Origin of the sequence: Cupriavidus sp. DF5525, from assembly GCF_040149425.2 — a bacterium.
GTDB classification, from domain to species: domain Bacteria; phylum Pseudomonadota; class Gammaproteobacteria; order Burkholderiales; family Burkholderiaceae; genus Cupriavidus; species Cupriavidus pickettii_A.
In genome coordinates, this window is record NZ_CP168266.1 from 738,226 (window position 1) to 758,971 (window position 20,746).

General features: G+C 67.7%; 14 protein-coding genes and 3 pseudogenes. 9 read left to right on the plus strand and 8 right to left on the minus strand.

The features are described 5' to 3' along the window. Window positions 1–1,439 precede the first annotated feature (1,439 nt). The 3 genes from imuA to ABNX08_RS24610 are packed head-to-tail and all read left to right on the plus strand — an operon-like array spanning window position 1,440 to window position 7,253. Window positions 1,440–2,324 (plus strand): translesion DNA synthesis-associated protein ImuA, encoded by an 885-nt coding sequence (gene imuA / locus ABNX08_RS24600; RefSeq protein WP_022538308.1) that lies wholly within the window; start codon window positions 1,440–1,442, stop codon window positions 2,322–2,324. Further along, the gene (locus ABNX08_RS24605; RefSeq protein WP_041681746.1) at window positions 2,257–3,831 is read left to right on the plus strand and encodes a DNA polymerase Y family protein; all 1,575 of its coding nucleotides are present in this window, start codon (window positions 2,257–2,259) and stop codon (window positions 3,829–3,831) included. The genes imuA and ABNX08_RS24605 overlap by 68 nt, the downstream gene beginning before the upstream one ends. Continuing rightward, complete coding sequence (locus tag ABNX08_RS24610) at window positions 3,828–7,253, plus strand: error-prone DNA polymerase (protein ID WP_022538310.1); 3,426 nt, start codon at window positions 3,828–3,830, stop codon at window positions 7,251–7,253. Before ABNX08_RS24605 ends, ABNX08_RS24610 begins: the two co-directional genes overlap by 4 nt. Here the strand turns inward: ABNX08_RS24610 and ABNX08_RS24615 are convergent. The 4 genes from ABNX08_RS24615 to hppD all read right to left on the minus strand — a co-directional run bounded on the left by ABNX08_RS24615 (window position 7,250) and on the right by hppD (window position 12,074). Beyond that, a complete protein-coding gene (locus tag ABNX08_RS24615; RefSeq protein WP_022538311.1) occupies window positions 7,250–7,879 on the minus strand; it encodes a (2Fe-2S)-binding protein in 630 nt (209 codons plus the stop codon). The genes ABNX08_RS24610 and ABNX08_RS24615 overlap by 4 nt on opposite strands. A 230-nt stretch (window positions 7,880–8,109) precedes the next feature. Further along, window positions 8,110–9,306, minus strand: a complete 1,197-nt coding sequence (locus tag ABNX08_RS24620; protein WP_022538312.1) for an amino acid aminotransferase — start codon at window positions 9,304–9,306, stop codon at window positions 8,110–8,112. 107 nt (window positions 9,307–9,413) lie between these two features. After that, window positions 9,414–10,808, minus strand: a complete 1,395-nt coding sequence (locus ABNX08_RS24625) for an amino acid permease (protein WP_022538313.1) — start codon at window positions 10,806–10,808, stop codon at window positions 9,414–9,416. Window positions 10,809–10,994: 186 nt separating this feature from the next. Continuing rightward, window positions 10,995–12,074 (minus strand): 4-hydroxyphenylpyruvate dioxygenase, encoded by a 1,080-nt coding sequence (gene hppD / locus ABNX08_RS24630; protein WP_022538314.1) that lies wholly within the window; start codon window positions 12,072–12,074, stop codon window positions 10,995–10,997. Window positions 12,075–12,477: 403 nt separating this feature from the next. Here hppD and ABNX08_RS24635 point away from each other — a divergent pair, with 403 nt between their 5' ends. After that, a complete protein-coding gene (locus tag ABNX08_RS24635) occupies window positions 12,478–12,951 on the plus strand; it encodes an Lrp/AsnC family transcriptional regulator (RefSeq protein ID WP_022538315.1) in 474 nt (157 codons plus the stop codon). Window positions 12,952–12,968: 17 nt separating this feature from the next. On the opposite strand, the gene ABNX08_RS24640 is transcribed toward ABNX08_RS24635, so the two are convergent. The 3 genes and pseudogenes from ABNX08_RS24640 to ABNX08_RS24650 form a co-directional block, all read right to left on the minus strand. Then, entirely contained in the window at window positions 12,969–13,205 is a 237-nt protein-coding gene (locus ABNX08_RS24640; protein ID WP_349607880.1) for a hypothetical protein, read from the minus strand. 6 nt (window positions 13,206–13,211) lie between these two features. Continuing rightward, a pseudogene (locus ABNX08_RS24645) lies at window positions 13,212–13,484 on the minus strand (response regulator); the annotation flags it as partial. 244 nt (window positions 13,485–13,728) lie between these two features. Continuing rightward, a pseudogene (locus ABNX08_RS24650) lies at window positions 13,729–14,403 on the minus strand (PAS domain-containing protein); the annotation flags it as partial. Between the two features lie 504 nt (window positions 14,404–14,907). Between ABNX08_RS24650 and ABNX08_RS24655 the strand changes: the two are divergent. The 3 genes and pseudogenes from ABNX08_RS24655 to ABNX08_RS24665 all read left to right on the plus strand — a co-directional run bounded on the left by ABNX08_RS24655 (window position 14,908) and on the right by ABNX08_RS24665 (window position 16,952). Beyond that, window positions 14,908–15,529: pseudogene (locus ABNX08_RS24655) on the plus strand (response regulator). A gap of 45 nt (window positions 15,530–15,574) precedes the next feature. Then, entirely contained in the window at window positions 15,575–16,246 is a 672-nt protein-coding gene (locus ABNX08_RS24660) for an Hpt domain-containing protein (RefSeq protein WP_022538319.1), read from the plus strand. Between the two features lie 199 nt (window positions 16,247–16,445). After that, complete coding sequence (locus ABNX08_RS24665) at window positions 16,446–16,952, plus strand: hypothetical protein (RefSeq protein ID WP_022538320.1); 507 nt, start codon at window positions 16,446–16,448, stop codon at window positions 16,950–16,952. A gap of 56 nt (window positions 16,953–17,008) precedes the next feature. On the opposite strand, the gene ABNX08_RS24670 is transcribed toward ABNX08_RS24665, so the two are convergent. Beyond that, window positions 17,009–17,755: an IclR family transcriptional regulator gene (locus ABNX08_RS24670; protein ID WP_022538321.1), complete on the minus strand. Its 747-nt coding sequence runs from the start codon at window positions 17,753–17,755 to the stop codon at window positions 17,009–17,011. A gap of 163 nt (window positions 17,756–17,918) precedes the next feature. Between ABNX08_RS24670 and ABNX08_RS24675 the strand changes: the two genes are divergently transcribed. Both ABNX08_RS24675 and ABNX08_RS24680 read left to right on the plus strand, forming a co-directional pair. Continuing rightward, window positions 17,919–19,538 (plus strand): carboxyl transferase domain-containing protein, encoded by a 1,620-nt coding sequence (locus ABNX08_RS24675; RefSeq protein ID WP_041681747.1) that lies wholly within the window; start codon window positions 17,919–17,921, stop codon window positions 19,536–19,538. A 46-nt stretch (window positions 19,539–19,584) separates the two neighbouring features. After that, on the plus strand, window positions 19,585–20,745 hold the full coding sequence (locus ABNX08_RS24680; protein ID WP_022538323.1) for an acyl-CoA dehydrogenase family protein: 1,161 nt from the start codon (window positions 19,585–19,587) through the stop codon (window positions 20,743–20,745). Window position 20,746 lies beyond the last annotated feature (1 nt).

Genomic DNA, 20,746 nt, shown 5'->3' on the forward strand with positions numbered 1-20,746 from the left:
AAAACTGTCATGTAGGTGCCAGCCGTTGGCAACGCAACTGGCCGAAGCGGAGTACCGCTTCGGCCATTCGTCTTTAAGCTACCGATCGTCGCAGAATGGCTCAGGTCGAATGAGAGGGTGGGGTCTTCCACATGCTGCACTAAGCGTTGAAATTTTTTCAGCGGGTAGGCCGCGTTTCGCGGCTTTTCCGCGCATTCGGGACTTGCGCGGCAGCGACCGCTGCCGCTCGGAGGACTGCAGGAAGTCTGTCTCCCCCCGAATCGCAGATGCCGTTTTCCCGTTTCAGTCAGCCTCGAATTGATGCGTCAATCCACGCAGGCGAGTACTGTCCGGAGCTACCCTCAAGTGTCCAGGGTCACGCTGGAACAGACCCAAAGAACCTTCGCATCCTGATCCCCGGCAGAAATGCAGGCATGGCCCATAGCGCTGTCGAAGTAGCAGGAGTCGCCAACGGAAAGAGTCAGGGGAGCGTAGAAGTCAGTATGGCCGCTGAATTCTCCGCCAAGAACAGTAATGGCAGGGCCATCCATTCGGCGCTTGCGTTAGGCGCAGCCCGCCATCCCCGTTCTCAGAGTGTTGATATGAAGCCCGAAGTCAACTTGGGGTCGCGGTCGATACGGCCCTGAGCACCAAGGTCGCATTCGCCGCAAAGCAACTTGGCTGTTCGACCGACCTTATCGAAGGGCTGGCCACTCGACAAGGCTACCGTGAAGCGCTGAACCGAAGCCACGTATGGCACCTCGAATGTGGCCACGTCCTCCGGTGCCGGTGGCTGGCTTGTTCGGCCCTGACGACTCTTGCCGGACCTATTGCGGTCACGATTCCAGCGTCTGCCGACGCTGACGGGCAATCAAGCAGTCTCGGTCGAGAGTGTCGTAGCCCCGGTGCGGGCCCTTTTTATCGATCGTGCGACGGCATCCGCCATGTCGGAATGCCGTCCTCGAAACTATCGAACCACTCCCGGATCGCGTCGGCCACAAAGCTTGGATCACAAGTAGCGACATCCGGGACGCATGCGTGAATGAGGCCTTCCACGTCAAAACGTCGTTCCGCCTGAGCCCGCCAGGCGTCGCGGTCGCGGGCAAGTATAGCGAGATGCTGGTCTCGGAGCGGGGTGTAACGCATGGCTCAGACGGGGAATGGAGTTGCCCGGTATTGACGGCCACGTCGCCGATTTCTTGAACAGCTCGCTGCTTACGTCGACCAACGGAAACCGGAAACGCCCAGGTCTTGGCTCAGCGTCACGGGATTGCACGCCAGTCCGCCTAATTCCGGATTTCCAGTCCAGCAAAAGCGCACGTAGTCCGGCTTCCGGTTTCCTACACACCCCGCGCCACCCTGCGTCGCTACCCCTTGCGCTCACCACCGATACTGTATAAATATACAGGTATCGTAAACATCCTAAATCCTCGCCCACTGGCGAGCGATGCCAACTTCACATGACTGCGCAATCGTACGCAGCCCCACCCACGGCGGCGGAGGGATTTCTCTTCCCTGCGCCGACCCCAGCCGCGCCAGTCCCGGCCACGCGCCAGCAGGCGCTGTCGGCGCTCGAGCAGCGCTACCCCGGGCTCTGGCGGGCCGGCCAGCTGGGCCGTGCCGGCAGCGAGTCGGTATGCCCGACCGGGTATGACGCGCTGTCGGCGGAGCTGCCGGGCGGCGGCTGGCCGGCGGGTGGGCTGACCGAGCTGCTGACCACGCAGGGCGGGGCGGGCGAGCTGCGCCTGCTGCTGCCGGCGTTGCGCACGCTGGCCGGAGCAGGGCGCCGCATCGCGCTGGTGGCGCCGCCGTACCTGCCCAATGCGATGGGGCTGGCGGCGGCCGGGCTGCCGGCGCGCCAACTCTACTGGGTGCGCCCACCCGCCGGCACCGCCAGGGCCGCGCAGGCCGACATGCTGTGGGCGGCCGAGCAGGTGCTGCGCAGCCAGGCCTTCGGTGGCGTGCTGGTATGGCTGCCGACGGCCCGGCCCGAGGCGCTGCGCCGGCTGCAGGTGCTGGCGCAGGGCGGCGACGCGGTGGTCTGGGCGCTGCGCCCGGCCGCGGCGCTGCGCGAGTCGTCGCCGGCGGTGCTGCGGCTGCTGCTGGCGCCGCAGCCCGGCAATAGGCTGTCGATCACCTTCCACAAGCGGCGCGGGCCGGTGCGGGATACCCCCTTGCTGCTGCGCCTGGACGGGATGGAAGCGGCCACGCGCACGGCCGCCTGGCCGTCGCCTGCGCGGGCGCCTTCGTCCTTGTCCTCTTCTCCGTCTTCTTCCGATGCCGTACTGGATCGCGGTGCACCTGCCGCGCCTGCCCCTGGACGCACTGCAGCCCACCTGGCCTGAGCCGGCGCCCGCCCCGGGTCCGTCCTCCGCCACCGGCACGCTGCACCATGCGCTGCCGGTGGCGGTGATGGCGCAGGAGCAGGTGGTGCTGGCCAACGGCCCGGCGCTGCAGCTCGGCGTGCGCTACGGCATGCGCCGCGGCGGCGTGCAGGCGCTGTCGGCGGATATCGTGCAACTGGAGCGCGAGCCGAACGCCGAGGCCGCGCTGATGGAGGCGGTGGCGCTGGCGCTGCTGCGTTTCACGCCGGCCGTGACCTTCGACGAGGAGCCGGAATCGGCCACGGTGATGCTGGACGTCACGGCCAGCCTGCGCCTGTTCGGCGGCCATCGCGCGCTGTGCCGCGCGGTGCGCGCCTGCGTGCGCCAGCTCGGCACCATTGCGCAAGTGGGTTCCGGCCCGACCGCGCACGGTGCCGCGTGGCTCGCGCGCCAGCCGCTGCGGCGCACGCGGCGCGGCGTGGTGCGGCCCGCGCGCCGGGCGGTGGGCATGGCACGCCTGCACCGGCTGCTCGACGACCTGCCGGTGCAGGCCCTGCATACGCTGGCCGACCCGGCCTGGCTGGACGGCATCGGCTGCCGCACGCTAGGCCAGGTGCGGCGCCTGCCGCGCGCGGGCCTGACGCGGCGGCTGGGCCCCGCGCTGCTGGCGCGGCTGGACCAGGCCTATGGCGACGCCCCGGTGCGCTTTGCCTGGTATGCGGCGCCGCCCGCGTTCGCGCAGCGCATGGACCTGCCCGGGCGCATCGAATCGGCCGAAGGCGTGCTGGCCGGCGCGCAGCGCCTGTTGCTGGCGCTGGCCGGCTGGCTGGCGGTGCAGCAGGCCGGCGTCACGCGCTGCGTGCTGGTGCTGGAGCACGAACGCTACCGGCGCGGCGTCGATACCGAGGGCACGCCCGTGCTGCTGGGCCTGGCCCAGCCCAGCCGCGATCCCACGCACCTGTCACGGCTGCTGCGCGAAAAGCTCGAAAAGCTCAACTTCCACGCCCCGGTCACCGGCCTGGCGCTGCGGGTGGAGGCAATGGCCGCCTGCGTGCCGCAAAGCGATGCGCTCTTTCCCGAGCCCGGCGGCACGCCCGAAGACCTGGGCCGCCTGCTCGATACGCTGATGGCCCGCCTCGGTCGCGACAACGTGCTGCAGCCCCGGCCGCTGGCCGACCACCGTCCCGAGCGCGCCAACCGCTGGGGCCCGGTCGACGAGCCGCAGCCGGGCGGCAAGGCAGGCGCGCTGCCCGGCGCGCTGCCGGAGCGCCCGCTGTGGCTGCTGCCGCAACCGTTGCCGCTGCCGGTGCAGCAGCACCGCCCCTGCCACGGCGGGCCGCTGGCGCTGCTGAGCCGGCCCGAGCGCATCGAGGCCGGCTGGTGGGACGGCGCGCTGGCCACGCGCGACTACTTTATCGCCGAGCGCGCCGACGGCCTGCGCTGCTGGATCTTCCGCGAGCGCCCCGGTCATGCGGCGCAGGACGATGGCGGCGAATATCGCTGGTTCCTGCATGGGTTGTTCGCATGACGGTCCTGCCATCGCTGCCCGGCTTGCTGCCGGGTTTGCTTCCATCCCTGCCCGACTATGTCGAGCTGCACTGCATCTCCAACTTCACCTTCCTGACCGGCGCCTCGCACCCGGGCGAGTTGATCGAGCGCGCCTTTGAACTGGGCTACCGCGGGCTGGCACTGACCGATGAATGCTCGGTGGCCGGCACCGCGCGCGCGCACGATGCGATCCAGACGCTGCGCAAGCGCCTGCACGATGCGGTGGCGCGCAGCGCGGCACGCGGGGAGGAGGGCGTGGACGATCCGCTGCTCGACAACGATGACGAGGCCGCCGAGGACCACGATGATCCCCACGCGCACGCCAGCCGCCACCAGCGGCTGCAGGTGCTGGCCGCAGCCGCCGATGCCTTCTCGCTGCTGATCGGCAGCCGCTTCAGCCTGACCCCGGCCGATGGCTCGGAACGCCCGCCGCTGCGGCTGGTGCTGATCGCCCAGCACCGCGACGGCTTCGGCAACCTGAGCGAGCTGATCACGCTGGGTCGGCGGCGCGCGCAGAAGGGCACCTACCGCCTGCATCCCGAAGACCTGTCCGCGCCCGCGCCCGCCGAGGCGCACCTGCGTGGCATGCCCGGCTGCCTGGCGTTGCTGCTGCCCGACTATTGCGCCGATCCCGAGTTGCTGCGCGAACAGGCGCAGTGGTGCCGCGAGGTCTTCGGCGACCGCGCCTGGATCGCGCTGGAACAGCTGCAGGGCCACGCCGATGCGCTGCACCGCGCGCGCCTGGAGGCGGTCTCGGCGCAGACCGGCGTGCCGCTGGCCGCGGCCGGCGCGGTCACCATGCACGTGCGCTCGCGCAAGCCGCTGTCCGATGTGCTGACCGCGATCCGGCTGGGCCAGCCGCTGGCCGAATGCGGCATGGCGCTGGCGCCCAATGCCGAGCAGCACCTGCGCATGCGCCAGGTGCTGTCGCGCCTGTACCCGCGCGAGGCGCTGGCGCAGACGCTGAAGATCGCCGCGCAGTGCGATTTCTCGCTCGGGATGCTGCGCTATGAATATCCTGAAGAGCTGGTTCCGCCCGGCGAGACGCCGATCTCCTACCTGCGCAAGGAAGTCGAGCGCGGCATGCACGAGCGCTTTCCCAACGGCATGCAGCAAGAGTGGAAAGACCAGCTCAAAGAGGAGCTGGCGCTGATCGAGGAAAAGCAGTACGAACCCTTCTTCCTCACCGTGCACGACATCGTGCGCTTTGCGCGCGCCAACGGCATCCTGTGCCAGGGGCGCGGCTCGGCCGCCAATTCGCTGGTCTGCTTCTGCCTGTACGTGACCGAGGTCAGCCCCGAGCAGGCCAACCTGCTGTTCGGCCGATTCCTGTCGCGCGAGCGCGATGAGCCGCCCGATATCGACGTGGACTTCGAGCACCAGCGGCGCGAGGAAGTCATCCAGTACATCTACGAGAAATACGGCCGCCACCGCGCCGCGCTGGCGGCGTCGCTGATCACCTACCGCTCGCGCAGCGCCTTGCGCGACGTGGGCCGCGCGCTGGGCATCGATGCCAGCGTGGTTGAGCAGGTGGTCAAGGGCCAGGCCTGGTGGGATGGCGGCAAGGGCTTTGTCGAGAAGATCGCCCGCTATGGGCTCGATCCCGATTCGCCGGCGGTGCAGCAGTGGGCCAGCCTGACCGCGCAACTGCGCGGCTTTCCGCGCCACCTGTCGCAGCACGTCGGCGGCTTCGTGATCGCGCGCCACAAGCTGTCGCGGCTGGTGCCGATCGAGAACGCGGCCATGGCCGACCGCAGCGTGATCCAGTGGGACAAGGACGACCTGGAGTCGCTCGGCCTGCTCAAGGTCGACGTGCTGGCGCTGGGCATGCTGTCGGCGATCCGGCGCGCGCTGGAGATGATCCCCAACCCGGATCCCGAACGCGCCGCATTACCGACGCGGATGGAAGACATCCCCAAGGAAGACAAGCAAACCTACGACATGATCTGCAAGGCCGACACCATCGGCGTGTTCCAGATCGAGTCGCGCGCGCAGCAGTCGATGCTGCCGCGGCTGCAGCCGCGCAAGTACTACGACCTGGTGGTCGAGGTGGCGATCGTGCGCCCCGGGCCGATCCAGGGTGGCATGGTGCATCCCTACCTGAAGCGGCGCGAGGCCTTCCGCCGCACCGGCAAGCCACCGGTCTACTTCAACAGTGTCATCGAGAAGGTGCTGGGCCGCACGCTGGGCGTGCCGATCTTCCAGGAGCAGGTGATGCAGCTGGCCATCGACGCGGCCGGTTTCTCGCCGGGGCAGGCCGACCAGTTGCGCCGTTCGATGGCGGCCTGGCGCCGGCGCGGCGATCTGCGCCAGCACCAGGATGCGCTGGTGCGCGCGCTCACCGCCAACGGCTATCCGGAGTCCTTTGCGCTGGCGATCTGCAAGCAGATCGAGGGGTTTGGCGAGTACGGCTTCCCCGAGAGCCATGCGGCCAGCTTTGCCAAGCTGGTGTATGTCAGTTCCTGGCTCAAGTGCCACCATCCGTCGGCGTTCCTGTGCGCGCTGCTGAACAGCCAGCCGATGGGGTTCTATTCACCGTCGCAGCTGGTGCAGGACGCGAGCCGGCATGGCGTGCGGGTGCTGCCGGTGGATGTCACAGTGAGCCAGTGGGAGAGCACGCTGGAGCCGGCGGCGGAGGTCGATGTCGCGGACGCGCAGGCCCGCACCCGGCCACGCCAGCCGCAGCACCCGCTGGTGCGCCTCGGCCTGAGCCGGGTCAAGGGCATGCGAGAAGAGGCCGCGCTGCGTATCGAGGAGGCACGGGCGCAGCGCCCGTTCGACAGCGTGGAAGACCTGGCGCTGCGCGCCGCGCTGGACCGGCACGATATCGATGTGCTGGCCGCGTCCGACGCACTGGCGCCGCTGGCCGGTCACCGCCGCCAGGCCCGCTGGCAGGCGCGCGCTGCGGCGAGTCATGCCGCGCATCGCGACCTGCTGTATGAAGCGCCGCCCGCCGAGGACGCGTTGGCACTGCCCGCGCCCCGGCTGGGTGAAGACGTGGCGGCGGACTACGCGAGCCTGGGCCTGTCGCTCAAGTCGCACCCGCTGGCGCTGCTGCGCCACAAGCTGGCGGCGATGCGCTTTGCCACCGCCAGTCAGCTCCAGCGCTGCGCCAATGGCCGCCGCGTGCGCGCCTGCGGCATCGTTACCGTGCGCCAGCGGCCGTCCACGGCCAGCGGCACCATCTTCGCGACTATCGAGGACGAGACCGGCACCGTGAACCTGATCCTGTGGCCCGATCTGGTGGAGCGCCAGCGCAAGGAGGTGCTGGGTGCCACGCTGCTGGGCGTGGTCGGCACCTGGCAGCGCCAGGGCGAGGTGCGCCACCTGGTGGCCAAGGAGCTGGTGGACCTGAGCCCGATGCTGGGCCGGCTGATGGTGGGGAGCCGGGACTTCCACTAACGGTGTCCGGGCCGCTGGCACGGGGCTGCCCGCACCCGCTCAGAATTCGTAGTTGACCGAGAAATCGAACACACCGTTGGTCTTTTTGCGCGTGCTTGGCCTCCGGCGCCGGGTTGATATTGCCCATGCCGTCCAGGTGCGGCGAGTCGTTGTGCCCGCGCCGCCGCAGCCTCCATGCTGCACTTGGTGCCCAGCGCATTGATATGCGGATCGTCCTCGTCCACCACGCTGACGTCGATGGTGCCGATGTCGGCATTGACCGGCATGTGGTACTCGGCCAGGTTGGCGTTGGCGACGCGCCCGGTGGCCGGGTCCAGCTCGCTCTTCTCATGCAGCGCCATGCCGATGCCCCAGACAATGCCGCCCATCAGCTGGTTGTGCGCGGTCTTGCGGTTCAGCAGCCGGCGCCCGTCCGACAGCACCGTGCAGGCGCCGCACTGGCCGCGGTCGCAGCCTTTCTTGGTGCCGGTCAGGTGCATTACTTCGCGCAGTGCGTCGAGCAGGGTGGTGCGTGGTTCCAGTGGCAGGGTGTAGGGGTTGCCGTTGACCTGCAAGGTGACCGGGCGTGCTGCGGCGCCAGGGGGCAGGGCGGTGCTGCCGGGGGCAGGGGCCTGGTTCTCGGACATGCGCTGGCCTTTTGTGGAAGCTTCGGCACGGGAGGACGATGCCGGGGATGTCAAAAGGCAGCAAGTTCGATGCAGGGCACCGCGCGGAGCGCGCGGCGAGGTGGGCGCCTGGTGGGCGCGTCAAAACTCCACGGGCTTGTAGAAATTACGCTGCTGAGGGCGGCGCGTTGGAAAACAAAAAGCGGCGCACAATGGCGCCGCTTGGATGCGGAAGACGTCTGGAGGCCGGCTCAGCCCTTCAGCACGCTCCCAATCGCCTTTGCCACGATCCCCACATTGCGCTCGTTCAACCCCGCCACGCACATACGGCCCGAGCGCAGCAGGTACACGCCATGCTCTTCGCGCAGGCGGTCGGCCTGGCCGGCGGTGAGGCCAGTGTAGGTGAACATCCCGCGCTGGGTCAGGTAGCGCGACAGCGCCTCGCCGCTGACATGCTCACGCAGGTGACCGTGGATCGCTTCACGCATGCGCGCGATGCGGCCGCACATCTGGGCCAGTTCCTCTTCCCACAGCTGACGCAGCTCGGGCGTGGTCAGCACCTTGGCCACCACGCGCGCGCCGTGCGTCGGCGGGTTGCTGTAGTTGGCGCGCACCGCGCCGGTCAGCTGGCCCAGCACGTTGGCGGCTTCGCCGGCGGTGTTGCAGAACACGCTCAGGCCGCCGCAACGCTCACCGTACAGCGAGAAGTTCTTGGAGAACGAGTTGGCCACCAGGCAGGGCACGTCCTGCGCCACCAGTTCGCGGATGGCAAAGGCATCGTCTTCCAGCCCGGCGCCGAAGCCCTGGTAAGCCATGTCGACGAACGGCAGCAGCTCGTTGGCCTTGAGCAGCGCGATCAGCTGGCGCCACTGGTCCTGGTTCAGGTCCACGCCGGTCGGATTGTGGCAGCAGGCGTGCAGCAGCACGATGCTGCGCGCGGGGATGGCGCGCAGCGCGTCCATCATCGCGTCGAACTTGAGACCGCCGGTGGCGTCGTCGTAGTACGGGTAGGTGTTGACGGTGAAGCCCGCGCGCTCGAACACCACGCGGTGGTTCTCCCAGCTCGGGTCGCTGATCCACACCTGCGACTGCGGGTAGTAGCGCTTGAGGAAATCCGCACCCACGCGCAGCGCGCCCGAACCGCCCAGGGTCTGCAGCGTGGCGATGCGGCCGGCGGCGCGCGCCGGCGAGTCTTCGCCGAACACCAGCGCCTGCACCGCGCTGCGGTAGCCCACCAGGCCCGACATCGGCAGGTAGGGGCGCGGGCCCATGTCGGCCAGCAGCTCTGCTTCAGCCTTGGCCACGGCCTGCATCACCGGCAGGCGGCCTTCATCGTCAAAGTAGATGCCGATGCTCAGGTTGACCTTGTCGGTGCGCGGGTCCCGCTGGAAGTCCTCATTGAGCGAGAGGATCGGATCGCCGGGAAACGCTTCGATATGTGCAAACATGGGATGCGATGGAATTGGGTCGGGGGGGCTGCTGCCGCGGCACGGGGCGCCGCGCAGCCTGGATTCTAACCGGCGGCGCCCGCAACCTGCAGGCGCCGCCTTGCCGTTCAGCGCAGTTGCTGGGCGGCCACGCCGCTCTGCAGCGCGGCGGCGCCCTTCTTCTGGCGCAGCACGTAGCTCACGGCGAGCACGACCAGCCACACCGGGATCAGGTACACCGACAGGCGCAGGCCCGGCGTCAGGTACATCACCACCAGGATGCCGGCCAGGAACACCAGGCACAGGTAATTGGTCAGCGGATAGCCCCAGCTCTGGAAGCGGGTGGCCTGGCCGGCCTTGCGCTTGTCGGCGCGGAACTTCAGGTGGATCAGGCTGATCATGGCCCAGTTGATGATCAGCGCCGACACCACCAAGCCCATTAGCATCTCGAAGGCCTTGCCCGGCATGAAGTAGTTGATCACCACGCACGCCGCGGTGGCCAGCGCCGACAGCCCCAGTGCCGTCAGCGGGATGCCGCGCTTGCTGACCTTGAGCAGCGCCTTGGGGGCGTTGCCTTGCTGCGCCAGGCCGTACAGCATGCGGCTGTTGCAGTACACGCCGCTGTTGTAGACCGACAGCGCCGCGGTCAGCACCACTACGTTCAGCACGTTGGCGACCCAGTTGCTGTTCAGCGCGTGGAAGATCAGCACGAAGGGGCTGCCGCCGGTGACCACGTTTTCCCACGGGTACAGCGACAGCAGCACCGCCAGCGCGCCCACGTAGAAGATCAGGATACGGTAGATCACCTGGTTGGTGGCCTTGGGGATGGTCTTCTCGGGCGAATCCGCCTCGGCCGCGGTGATGCCCACCAGCTCCAGCCCGCCGAACGAGAACATGATCACCGCCATGGCCATCACCAGCCCGCCCATGCCGTTGGGGAAGAAGCCGCCGTGCTGCCACAGGTTGGCCACGCTTGCTTGCGGGCCGGCGTCGCCGGACATGAGCAGGTAGCCGCCAAAGCCGATCATGCCGATGATGGCCGCGACCTTGATGATCGAGAACCAGAACTCCATCTCGCCGAAGGACTTCACGCTCGACAGGTTGATCGCGTTGATGATCAGGAAGAAGGCCAGCGCCGACACCCAGGTCGGCATTTCCGGCCACCAGTACTGCATGTAGATGCCCACGGCTGAGAGTTCGGCCATGCTCACCAGGATGTACAGCACCCAGTAGTTCCAGCCCGAGATAAAGCCGGCGAAGTGGCCGCAGTACTTGTCCGCGAAGTAGCTGAAGGAGCCGGCGACGGGCTCGTCCACCACCATTTCGCCGAGCTGGCGCATGATGAAGAACGCCACGATGCCGGCGATCGCATAGCCCAGCAGGACCGAGGGGCCCGCCATCTTGATGGTCTGGGCGATGCCCAGGAAAAGGCCGGTGCCGATGGCGCCGCCCAGGGCGATCAGCTGGATATGCCGGTTCTTCAGGCCGCGCTTGAGCGTGCCGTCATTGCTGCTTGAATGCATTCAGTTGTTTCCTCTACCCATTCTCATGGAATGCGGGCCCGCGCCTCTGGCTGTTTGGAGTCGGACGCTTGGGCCGGGGACGTCACCGCCCCGCGCGGCAGGGTCACTGCCGCGAAGGAGGTGTGCGCGTTTCCGGAACCGGCTGGTGCCTGCAAGAGGCGGCCGGTCAGGGAAGGCCGATGCCGGTCAGGCCTCGACCTTGAGCGTGCCGCGTTGGATCTGGTCGCGTTCCAGCGACTCGAACAGCGCCTTGAAGTTGCCTTCGCCGAAGCCTTCGTCGCCGCGGCGCTGGATGAACTCGAAGAACACCGGGCCGAGCGCGGTCTTGGAGAAGATCTGCAGCAGCAGGCGGGGCTTGCCGCCTTCCGTGGTGCCGTCCAGCAGGATGCCGCGCGACTTCAGTTGCTCGACGGGCTGGCCGTGGCCGGGCAGGCGCGTTTCCAGCGCTTCGTAGTAGTAGTCGTTCGGCGCGGTCATCAGCGGCACGCCTGCCAGTTGCAGGTTGTCGATGACTTCGATCAGGTTGTCGGTCAGGAAGGCGATGTGCTGGATGCCCTCGCCGTTGAAGGCCATCAGGAACTCTTCGATCTGGCCGGCGCCCTTGGACGATTCCTCGTTCAGCGGAATGCGGATTTTACCATCCGGTGCGGTCATGGCCTTGGAGGTCAGGCCGGTGTATTCGCCCTGGATGTCGAAGTAGCGGATTTCGCGGAAGTTGAACAGTTTTTCGTAGAAGTTGGCCCAGTAAGCCATGCGGCCACGGTAGACGTTGTGGGTCAGGTGGTCGATCAGCTTGAGGCCGTGGCCGACCGGGTGGCGGTCGACGCCCTCGATGAACTCGAAGTCGATGTCATAGATCGACTTGCCTTCCTCGAAGCGGTCGATCAGGTACAGCGGAGCGCCGCCGATGCCCTTGATCGCGGGCAGGCGCAGTTCCATCGGGCCGGTCGGGATCTCCACCGGCTGCGCGCCCAGTTCCAGCGCGCGGGCGTAGGCCTTGTGCGAATCCTTGACGCGGAAAGCCATGCCGCAGGCGCTCGGGCCGTGCTCGGCGGAAAAGTAGGCGGCGTGGCTGTTCGGCTCGCGGTTGACGATGAAGTTCACGTCGCCCTGGCGGAACAGCACCACGTCCTTAGAGCGGTGCTTTGCCACCAGCGTGAAGCCCATCTGCTCGAACAGCGGCTCCAGCACGTTGGGGGTGGGCGAGGCGAATTCCACAAATTCGAAGCCCATCAGCTGCATCGGGTTGTCAAACAGGTCGGCCATGGCTTTCTCACTAAAGGGGGAGGTTAAGTGATTGGATCGATGCGAGGCGGGCGGAGTTGCCGGGTGGGGCGACGGGCGGGCTCGCATCGGATATCGGGTATCCGGTTCAGCGTCCCGCGCCATCAGGGCTGGCGCCTGGAACGGAAGGCGGGGGCGGCAGGTTCGTGGTCATGGGGGCGTTCGGAACCGGTCAGTCGGGAAATATTATTGCAGTGGCGACATCGCAATAATGTGGTGCCACCGTCAGTCGTCGCAGCACAAAGCTATTGTCTGTCGTGCTGCTTTCCGCTGGCTTGGCATGCAGTGTATATTCTTGGCAGCAAAATTGGATTTCGTAAGCAACGCAGGGAAACCCTATATTATGAAATTTAATTTCGTGTAAATCTCAGAAGAGGAAATCGACATGCCTTCGATCGAGCTGGACCGTACCGATCGCCGCCTGCTGGGGGTCTTGCAGGAGCACGGGCGCGCTTCCAACCTGGAGTTGGCCGAGGCCATCGCGCTGTCGCCGGCGCAGACTTTGCGGCGCCACCGCCGCCTGGAAGAGGCCGGCCTGGTCAAGCGCTATGAGGCGCGACTCGACGCCGCCGCGCTGGGCCTGGGCGTGGTCGCCTTTATCCATGTGACGATGGAGCGGGGCCATATCCGCGACCTGTCCAACTTCAAGCGGCTGGTGGCGGAACTGGCGCAGATCCAGGAGTGCTTCTCGGTGACCGGGGATATCGACTACGTGCTGAAGGTGGTCGCCAAGGACCTGAAGTCGCTGTCGGACTTCCTGCTCGATACGCTGATGCGGATCCCGGGCGTCAGTGGCGTGAAGTCGAGCGTGTGCCTGGACGAGATCAAGTGCACCAGTGCCGTGCCGCTGGAGACGTAAGCGGCGAATAGCCCGATTTAGTGCGAAGCCTCCGGGTCCTGCCGGTCGCACTGGACGTTCATTTCGCGGCACACCGCGCACCAGGACGGTCGCGAACCCGGCTTGGCGCGGCAGCGGGCAGCATCGTCACCCTCGGGCGCTGCCGCCAGCACTGGCACGGCCACCCGGTACAGCGGAAACCCGCCGGCGCAAGCCCGTGCCACCGCTTCATCCAGCGCCTGGAGACCGACCGGCTTGACGATCACGGCATTCATGCCGGCGTCCAGTGCCGCCTGGTGGTCTTCCGCCACGGCACTGGCGGTGCAGCCGATCACCGGCACGCAGCAGACCGCGTCCTCGCGCGCCCGCACGGCGCGCGTAAAGGCGAGGCCGTCCATCACCGGCATGGCGCAGTCGCACACGATCACGTCGAACCTGTCGGCGTCCAGCCTGGCCAGCGCTTCGCGGCCGCCGCAGGCGGTAGCCACCTGGTGGCCCAGGTGTTCCAGCTGGCGTTGCATTAGCAGTGCCGTGGTCGGTAAAGCGCACCGCATTGGAAACCAGGTTGGCCAGGATCTGCCGGAAGCGCAGCCCGTCGACTTGGTGCAGCGGCGCCAGGCCCGCACCCAGGTCGCTGCCAAGCGACAAGCCTTTCTGCGCAGCCACGGGGCCGAAGATCAACAGCGTGTCCTGCACCAGTCTCGCCAGCGCGGCCGGCGCGGGCTGGATGCGGAACTTGCCGGCCTCCATCTTGGACAGGTCCAGGATGTCGTCGATCAGCCCCAGCAGGCCCAGCGCCGACTTGTGCGCCGTGACCAGCTGCAGGCGTTCGTCCTCCGACAGCCGGCAGCGCGCCAGCGTCAGTTCCAGCATGCCGGTGATAGCGTTCATCGGCGTGCGGATCTCATGGCTGACCGAGGCGAGGAAGGTGGACTTGGCCCGGTTGGCGGCCTCGGCCTCCGCCTTGGCCTGCGCCAGTTCGGTCAGCATCTCGTGGCGTTCGGTCAGGTCCACGCAGCCGCCGGCCAGCCCCTTGACGGTGCCGTCGGCACCGCGCAGCGGCGTCAGCCAGTTGAGCACATGGTGGTTGCGATCGCCCAGCCGCAGGCACCGGTCCTTGTGCAGCGGCGCGCCGTCTTCGAGCACCTTGCGATAGTCGCGCGCCACCTCGGCCATGTCGGTGACGATGGGGTGCACATGGCCCGGTGCGTCCAGCCCCTGACCGCGCAGCGTCTCGCGCGTGGCACCGACCAGTTCCTCATAGCTGCGGTTGCAGGTGATGAGCCGCAGCGAGGCATCGCGCAGGTAGACCGGTTGCGGAATGCCGTCGAGCAGCGCCGACTGGATCGCGGCCTGGTCTTTGAGCGCGATCTCGGCCGCGCGCCGCAGGCGCACCTCGCGATAGAGCATGACGATCCAGGCCAGCAGCAGCGGCGTCAGGAAGCACAGCACCGAAGCGGCCCACCACAGCATCCTTTGTGGGCGCTGGCCTGGGCCGGCGTGGTCGCAGCCGCGTGGAGCGACAGGTCGAGCAGCAGGAGGACGGCCCCGGCGATGGGCCAGGCGCGGACAGGTTTGGGGGAGCGGTCAGGCAAGCGGGGCGGCGAAGAGCGATGAACAGCCAACGATAGAAAGCCAACGATGGAAAACCGGAAGCGTCCGCGGCGCGGCAGGCGCGGCGGACGCAGGTGTCCTCACTCTATGGGCGCGATCCCGCCCGCTGATTAAGACATATCTGAAATTGGCGTGGAAATTTCCGAATCGTATGTAGCGGTTGCCTGCGCAGCGACATTTCGGCCCATTCAGAAATTGCTGCATGGATTGCCGCCCGGCTGATGACGGGGTATTGGGGAAGAATCGTAGTGCTCCTCGGAAAATTCTGGTGCCTTCCGGAGCAAATGCTGAGCACAATGCTGTGACACCGCGCTGCGTGCCCGCTCTTCTGGACACCAAGGCGTTCGCTATGGAGTTCAAGCTGTGGCCACAATCCTGATCGTCGACGACCACCCCCCAGTGCGTGTCGTACTCAAAACGCACTTGTCGCAGGTGCTGGGCGTCACGCATGTCCTGGAGGCAGACAACGGCCAGGCCGCCATCGAGATCGTGCGGCAATTCGCCCCCGACGTGGTGATCCTGGATCTCGACATACCCAAGATCAACGGCCTGGAGGTCATCCCGCGCCTCAAGGCCATCCACCCCGGCGTGCGCATCCTGGTCATTTCGGGCCAGGACCAGAACACCTTTGCACCGCGCGCGCCAGGCGGGGGCGCACGGCTACGTCAGCAAGACCCAGGAACTGGCGGAAATCGTGCGCTGCGCAGAGTCGGTCCTGGCCGGCTATACTGTGATGCCGGAAATCGATCGCAGCAAGGTCGAGCATGCCGACGAGGATGCCCGCCTGGCCAGTCTCTCGGACAAGGAGCTGATCATCATGCAGATGCTGGCCAAGGGCATGACCAACAAGGAAATCGGCGAGACCCTGTTTATTTCCAACAAGACGGTCAGTACCCACAAGACCCGGATCATGGAAAAACTCGGCGCAAAATCGATCGTCGATGTCATCGATTTTGCGCGGCGCCACCATATTGCGATCGGCTAGCATGGCAAATCCGAACTGCTCTGCCGTGCGCCGGCGCGTCCGGCCATGACCGGCGCGCTGCTGCTTGCCGGGCCGGGCGAGGCGCGCTGGGCTGCCGGCGTGGGCGAAATCCTGCGCGGGCTGGGTTTCACCATTCGGACTGTGGCGCAGGCACCGGCTGCCACGCCGGACATTGGCCTGGTGCTGGCCGGGCCAGGCGACGCCAGCGCGCTGCCCGCGTGGCACGCCGCCGGCGCCATCTGCGCCGTGGTGCTGCCCGCCGACGCGCCGGCGCCGGCCGCGCAGTGGGAGCCGGCCATCGTATGTCTGCGCGAACCCGTGACCGAAGGCGCCATCCTGGAGATGCTGGCAAACCACCACTACCTGGCCCTGTCCGCGCGCGAGGCGGCCGGCATCCCCGCCGCACTCGCCGAACAAACCTTGGGCGACCCCGAATTCGCCGCCGGGCTGGTGCGCGCGCTGGTGACCTCGACAGAGGCCGACCTGGCGCAATTACGCACCGCGGGCAGTGAACTGGAAACCCTGCGCAGCGTCGCCCACCGGCTGAAGTCTTCGGCGCACTACGTCGGCTGCCAGTCGCTGCGGGCGCTGGCGCAACGCCTCGAACATGCCGCCCGCGACGGCGATGCGGCAACCACCGCGGCGCTGGCCGCGATCTTCGCGCCGACCGTGGTGCGGCTGCTCGCACTGCTGGCGGCGCTGCCGGCAAAAAAATAAAACCTGCAAAAACCGCCGACATAGCGGGGGCGGTAATTCACCGGATAGGCGGCCGGCGTTGCGTTGATTATGCTGGATTTATCGCGGCCATTATTCCGGAGCGATTCCGGAGCGCCGTGAATGAATCGCGCTGGTTAATTTAATGCCCGCATCAATCGGATTTCCAATGCGCCGGCGCGGGTATTCTCCGGGGAGCATCATGCACCACGCCATGGCGGAATTGCCGGAATGGGCATCGTATTTCCACCTGGCCGCGGTGGCGTTTCTGCTGCTGGTGCTGGACACCGCACGCGCGGTGTACCGGGTGCTGGCCACCCCCGACGCGCGAGCCACCCGCGCGCGGCGCGTGGCGCTGGCCACGACGGGCCGGCTGCTGGCAGTGGGCGGCATCTGGATCGCCATCGTCTACGGCCACGGCGCCTGGGAGCGCGCGGGCGCGCACAATTGCCGCCACCTGCCGGCGGTGGACGCCAGCGCCCGCTACGCCGCCGAGTACTGCTACCTGCGCCAGGACCGGCTGCTGTTGCGGATCTACGATGCCCGTCGCGACGGCGTGCTGGCCCGGCGCACCTTCACCAGCGTGGAGCCGGTGCGACTGAGCTGGGATGGCCAGGCGCTGGTCTACGATGCCGCGGCGCCCGGCGCAAAAGGCCGCTTGCTGCTGCCGCCGACAATGCGTGACAAGCTGCTCGCACGGCTGCCCTGAAGCGCGCGGCGGCACGTCTGCGGCGGAAAACGCCGCGCGCCGGCAGCCCCATCGCCTCAGCCGTCCTGCTCGAACATCGCGCGGATAATGCCGCCCATTTCATGGCGGCGCGCCACCGGCATGCGCGACGCCGTGGAGACGATGCTGATGGCCGCGTCGGCGCACATCGCCAGCGGCAGTGCATAGCCCACGCCCGCCACGCCCTCGGCGCCCGCCAGCGCATAGCCTTGCCTGCGGCTGCGCTCGACGCCGCGCAGCAGCTTGAGCAGGCTCAGTCCGCCGGCCTCGTACTCGGCGCGATGGCGCTCGAAGTGCCCGCGCACGGCCTCGTTGTCCATCAGCGCCAGCAGCGCCATGCTGCCGGTGCCCTGGCCCAGCAGGCGCGAGGTGCCGGTCAGCATGTGGAAGGACTTGATGCGGTGGCTGCCTTGCTCGGTGTGCAGGCAGTGGCCGTGGTCGCCCATGCGCACGGTCAGGAAGACCGTGTCGCCGGTCAGCCGCGCCAGCGCCTTCATGCGCGTCACCAGCACGCCATTGGGCGCGGGGCGGTTCATCGCGCGCAGGCCCAGCGCCATCGCGGCGGCGCCCAGGTGGTAGCGCTTGCCGGCGGATTCGCGCTCGATGTAGCCGGCCGATTCCAGGAAACGTGCCATGCGGTGCGCCGTGGTCCGGTCGATGCCGGTGCGCGTGGTGAGCTCCTGCAGGGTCAGCCCCACGTCGTGGTGTTCGGCGAGCAGGTGGAGCAGGGCGAACGCGCGCGACAGGCTCTGGACGCCGCCTGGCGCTGAAGGCTTGGTGGTCATGGAATGAGGCGCCGGGGCGGCACCGCGCTGGCGCAGCGCGGGCCGGCAGGGGGCTTTCGTGAACGTTGTGCACATTATGCACAAATTGCACGATTGCGGTTGTCCCGCGGGGTGCCGTGGTTTGCAATCCATGCATCACGGAACCCCCACGCCAGAGCGCGCCATGATCCCCATCGATTCCCGCATTGACCCGTCCTCGGACGCTTTCGCCGGCCAGCGCGCCGGCATGCAGGCCCTGATCGGCCGCCTGCGCACGCTCGAGCGGCGCGCCGCCGCCGCCTCCGAGCGTTCGCGCGAGGCCTTTGGCAAGCGCGGCGCGCTGCTGCCGCGCGAGCGCGTCGGCCGCCTGCTCGACCCCGGCGCGCCGTTCCTGCCGCTGGCCACGCTGGCCGGCTTCGGCATGGACGATCCCGACCCCGAGACCTCTATCCCCGGCGGCTCGCTGCTGGCCGGCATCGGCTTTGTCTGCGGCGTGCGCTGCATGGTGCTCGCTACCGATTCCGGCATCGATGCCGGCGCCATGACCGAGGCCGGCAACATGAAGCTGGTGCGCTGCCAGGAGATCGCGCTGGAAAACCGGCTGCCGCTTATCCACCTGGTGGAGTCCGCCGGCGCCAACCTGCGCAAATACCGCGTCGACAAGTTCGTGCGCGGCGGCGCGCTGTTCTACAACCTGGCGCGCCTGTCGGCGGCGGGCCTGCCGGTGATCACCGTCGTGCACGGCTCGTCCACCGCCGGCGGCGCCTACATGCCGGGCCTGTCCGACTACGTGGTGATGGTGCGCAAGCGCGCCCGCGCCTTCCTGGCCGGGCCGCCGCTGCTCAAGGCCGCCACCGGCGAGATCGCCACCGACGAGGAGCTCGGCGGCGCCGACCTGCACGCCACCGTCAGCGGCCTGGCCGAGTACCTGGCCGAGGACGACGAGCACGCCATCGCCACCGCGCGCGATATTGTCGCCAGCCTCGACTGGCCCAACGTGATGCCGCCGCCCGCGCAGCCCGCACGCCCGCCGCGGCTGGATGCGGCCGAGCTGGACGGCGTGATGACGCTGGACATGAAGCGCCCGGTCGATATGCGCGAGGTCATCGCCCGCATCGTCGACGACTCGGCCTGGCTGCCGTTCAAGCCCGACTATGGCCCCGGCACCGTGTGCGGCCATGCGCGCATCGAAGGCAATACGGTCGGCTTTATCACCAACAACGGCCCGATCGATCCGGCCGGCGCCACCAAGGCCGCGCAGTTTATCCAGCTGTGCAACCAGTCCGACACGCCGATCGTGTTCCTGCAGAACACCACCGGCTTTATCGTCGGCCGTGCTTCGGAAGAGGCCGGCATGATCAAGCACGGCGCCAAGATGATCCAGGCGCTGTCGAACTCGACCGTGCCGCAGATCACGCTGTATTGTGGCGCCTCGTTCGGCGCGGGCAATTTCGGCATGTGCGGGCGGGGCTTCCGGCCGCGCTTCTGCTTCTCGTGGCCGAATGCGCGCACCGCGGTGATGGGCGGCGAGCAGGCTGCAATGACGCTGGAGATCGTCGCGCGCCAGCAGGCCGCGCGCAAGGGCAAGCCGGTGGACGAGGCGCAGCTGGCCAGCCAGACCGCGGAGATCGTCGCCAACTTCGAGCGCCAGGCCAGCGCCTTTGTCACCAGCGGGCTGCTGCTGGACGACGGCGTGATCGACCCGCGCGATACGCGTGCCGTGCTGGCCTTCGTGCTCGCCACCGCGCGCGAGGCAAGCCTGCGCAAGCCGCATCCGATCCAGTTCGGCGTGGGCCGCTTCTGACCGGCCCGAGACATCCCGACGCAAACAAGAATTCCAGGAGACCAGCATGCTTTACACCGAAGACCACCGCAACATCATGGACAGCATCCGCCGTTTCGTGGGGGCGGAGATCGATCCTTTTGTCGACGAGTGGGAGGCCGCCGAGATCTTCCCCGCGCACGAGTTGTTCAAGAAGATGGGCGACCTCGGCTTCCTGGGCATTACCAAGCCGGTGGAATACGGCGGCATGGGGCTCGATTTCTCCTACGCCATCGCCGCCGCCGAGGCGCTGGGCTATGCGCGCGCGCAGGGCGTGGGCATGGGCGTGGGCGTGCAGACCGACATGGCTACGCCGGCGCTGACCGCGTTCGGTTCGGATGAGCTCAAGCGCAACTACCTGGCGCCTGCCATTGCCGGCGACATGGTGTGCTCGATCGGCGTGTCCGAAGCGGGGGCTGGCTCCGACGTGGCTTCCCTGAAGACCCGCGCCGTGCGCGACGGCGACGACTATGTCATCACCGGCTCCAAGATGTGGATCACCAACGGCACCCAGTCCGACTGGATCTGCCTGCTGTGCAATACCTCGGACGGCGCACCGCACAAGAACAAATCGCTGATCGTGGTGCCGCTCAAGGAAGACGGCAAGCGCGTGCGCGGTGTGGAAGTGCAGAAGATCAGGAAGTTCGGTATGTGGTGCTCGGACACCGCGCAGATCTTCTTCGACGGGGTGCGCGTGCCGGTGCGCAACCGTATTGGCGAGGAAGGCATGGGCTTTATCTACCAGATGAAGCAGTTCCAGGAGGAGCGGCTGAACGGTGCCGCGCGGCGCCTGGCCTGCACCGCGCTGATCGAAGAGACCGCAGACTACCTGCGCCAGCGCATCGCCTTCGGCAAGCCGCTGCTGGACAACCAGTTCATCCAGTTCAAGCTGGCCGAACTCAAGACCGAGATGGAGGCGCTGCGCGCGCTGGTCTATATGGCCACGCAGACCTATATCAACGGCGGCGAGGTGACAGAACTGGCGTCGATGGCCAAGCTCAAGGCGGGGCGCCTGTCGCGCGAGGTGGCCGACTGGTGCATGCAGTTCCAGGGCGGCATGGGCTATACGTGGGACAACCATGCCTCGCGCGCCTATCGCGACTTCCGCCTGGGTTCGATCGGCGGCGGCGCCGACGAGGTCATGCTGGGCGTGATCGCCAAGCAGATGGGCCTGGTGTCGCGCGGCTGAC

What these genes read in the sequence shown, in the direction of transcription:
- ABNX08_RS24640 (WP_349607880.1), bottom strand. Translation starts at nt 13,205, where the DNA reads ATGAATGCCGTGATCGTCAAGCCGGTCGGTCTCCAGGCGCTGGATGAA.
- ABNX08_RS24635 (WP_022538315.1), top strand. Translation starts at nt 12,478, where the DNA reads ATGCCTTCGATCGAGCTGGACCGTACCGATCGCCGCCTGCTGGGGGTC.
- ABNX08_RS24625 (WP_022538313.1), bottom strand. Translation starts at nt 10,808, where the DNA reads ATGCATTCAAGCAGCAATGACGGCACGCTCAAGCGCGGCCTGAAGAAC.
- ABNX08_RS24675 (WP_041681747.1), top strand. Translation starts at nt 17,919, where the DNA reads ATGATCCCCATCGATTCCCGCATTGACCCGTCCTCGGACGCTTTCGCC.
- ABNX08_RS24610 (WP_022538310.1), top strand. Translation starts at nt 3,828, where the DNA reads ATGACGGTCCTGCCATCGCTGCCCGGCTTGCTGCCGGGTTTGCTTCCA.
- imuA (WP_022538308.1), top strand. Translation starts at nt 1,440, where the DNA reads ATGACTGCGCAATCGTACGCAGCCCCACCCACGGCGGCGGAGGGATTT.
- ABNX08_RS24605 (WP_041681746.1), top strand. Translation starts at nt 2,257, where the DNA reads ATGCCGTACTGGATCGCGGTGCACCTGCCGCGCCTGCCCCTGGACGCA.
- ABNX08_RS24680 (WP_022538323.1), top strand. Translation starts at nt 19,585, where the DNA reads ATGCTTTACACCGAAGACCACCGCAACATCATGGACAGCATCCGCCGT.
- ABNX08_RS24660 (WP_022538319.1), top strand. Translation starts at nt 15,575, where the DNA reads ATGACCGGCGCGCTGCTGCTTGCCGGGCCGGGCGAGGCGCGCTGGGCT.
- hppD (WP_022538314.1), bottom strand. Translation starts at nt 12,074, where the DNA reads ATGGCCGACCTGTTTGACAACCCGATGCAGCTGATGGGCTTCGAATTT.
- ABNX08_RS24620 (WP_022538312.1), bottom strand. Translation starts at nt 9,306, where the DNA reads ATGTTTGCACATATCGAAGCGTTTCCCGGCGATCCGATCCTCTCGCTC.
- ABNX08_RS24670 (WP_022538321.1), bottom strand. Translation starts at nt 17,755, where the DNA reads ATGACCACCAAGCCTTCAGCGCCAGGCGGCGTCCAGAGCCTGTCGCGC.
- ABNX08_RS24615 (WP_022538311.1), bottom strand. Translation starts at nt 7,879, where the DNA reads ATGTCCGAGAACCAGGCCCCTGCCCCCGGCAGCACCGCCCTGCCCCCT.
- ABNX08_RS24665 (WP_022538320.1), top strand. Translation starts at nt 16,446, where the DNA reads ATGCACCACGCCATGGCGGAATTGCCGGAATGGGCATCGTATTTCCAC.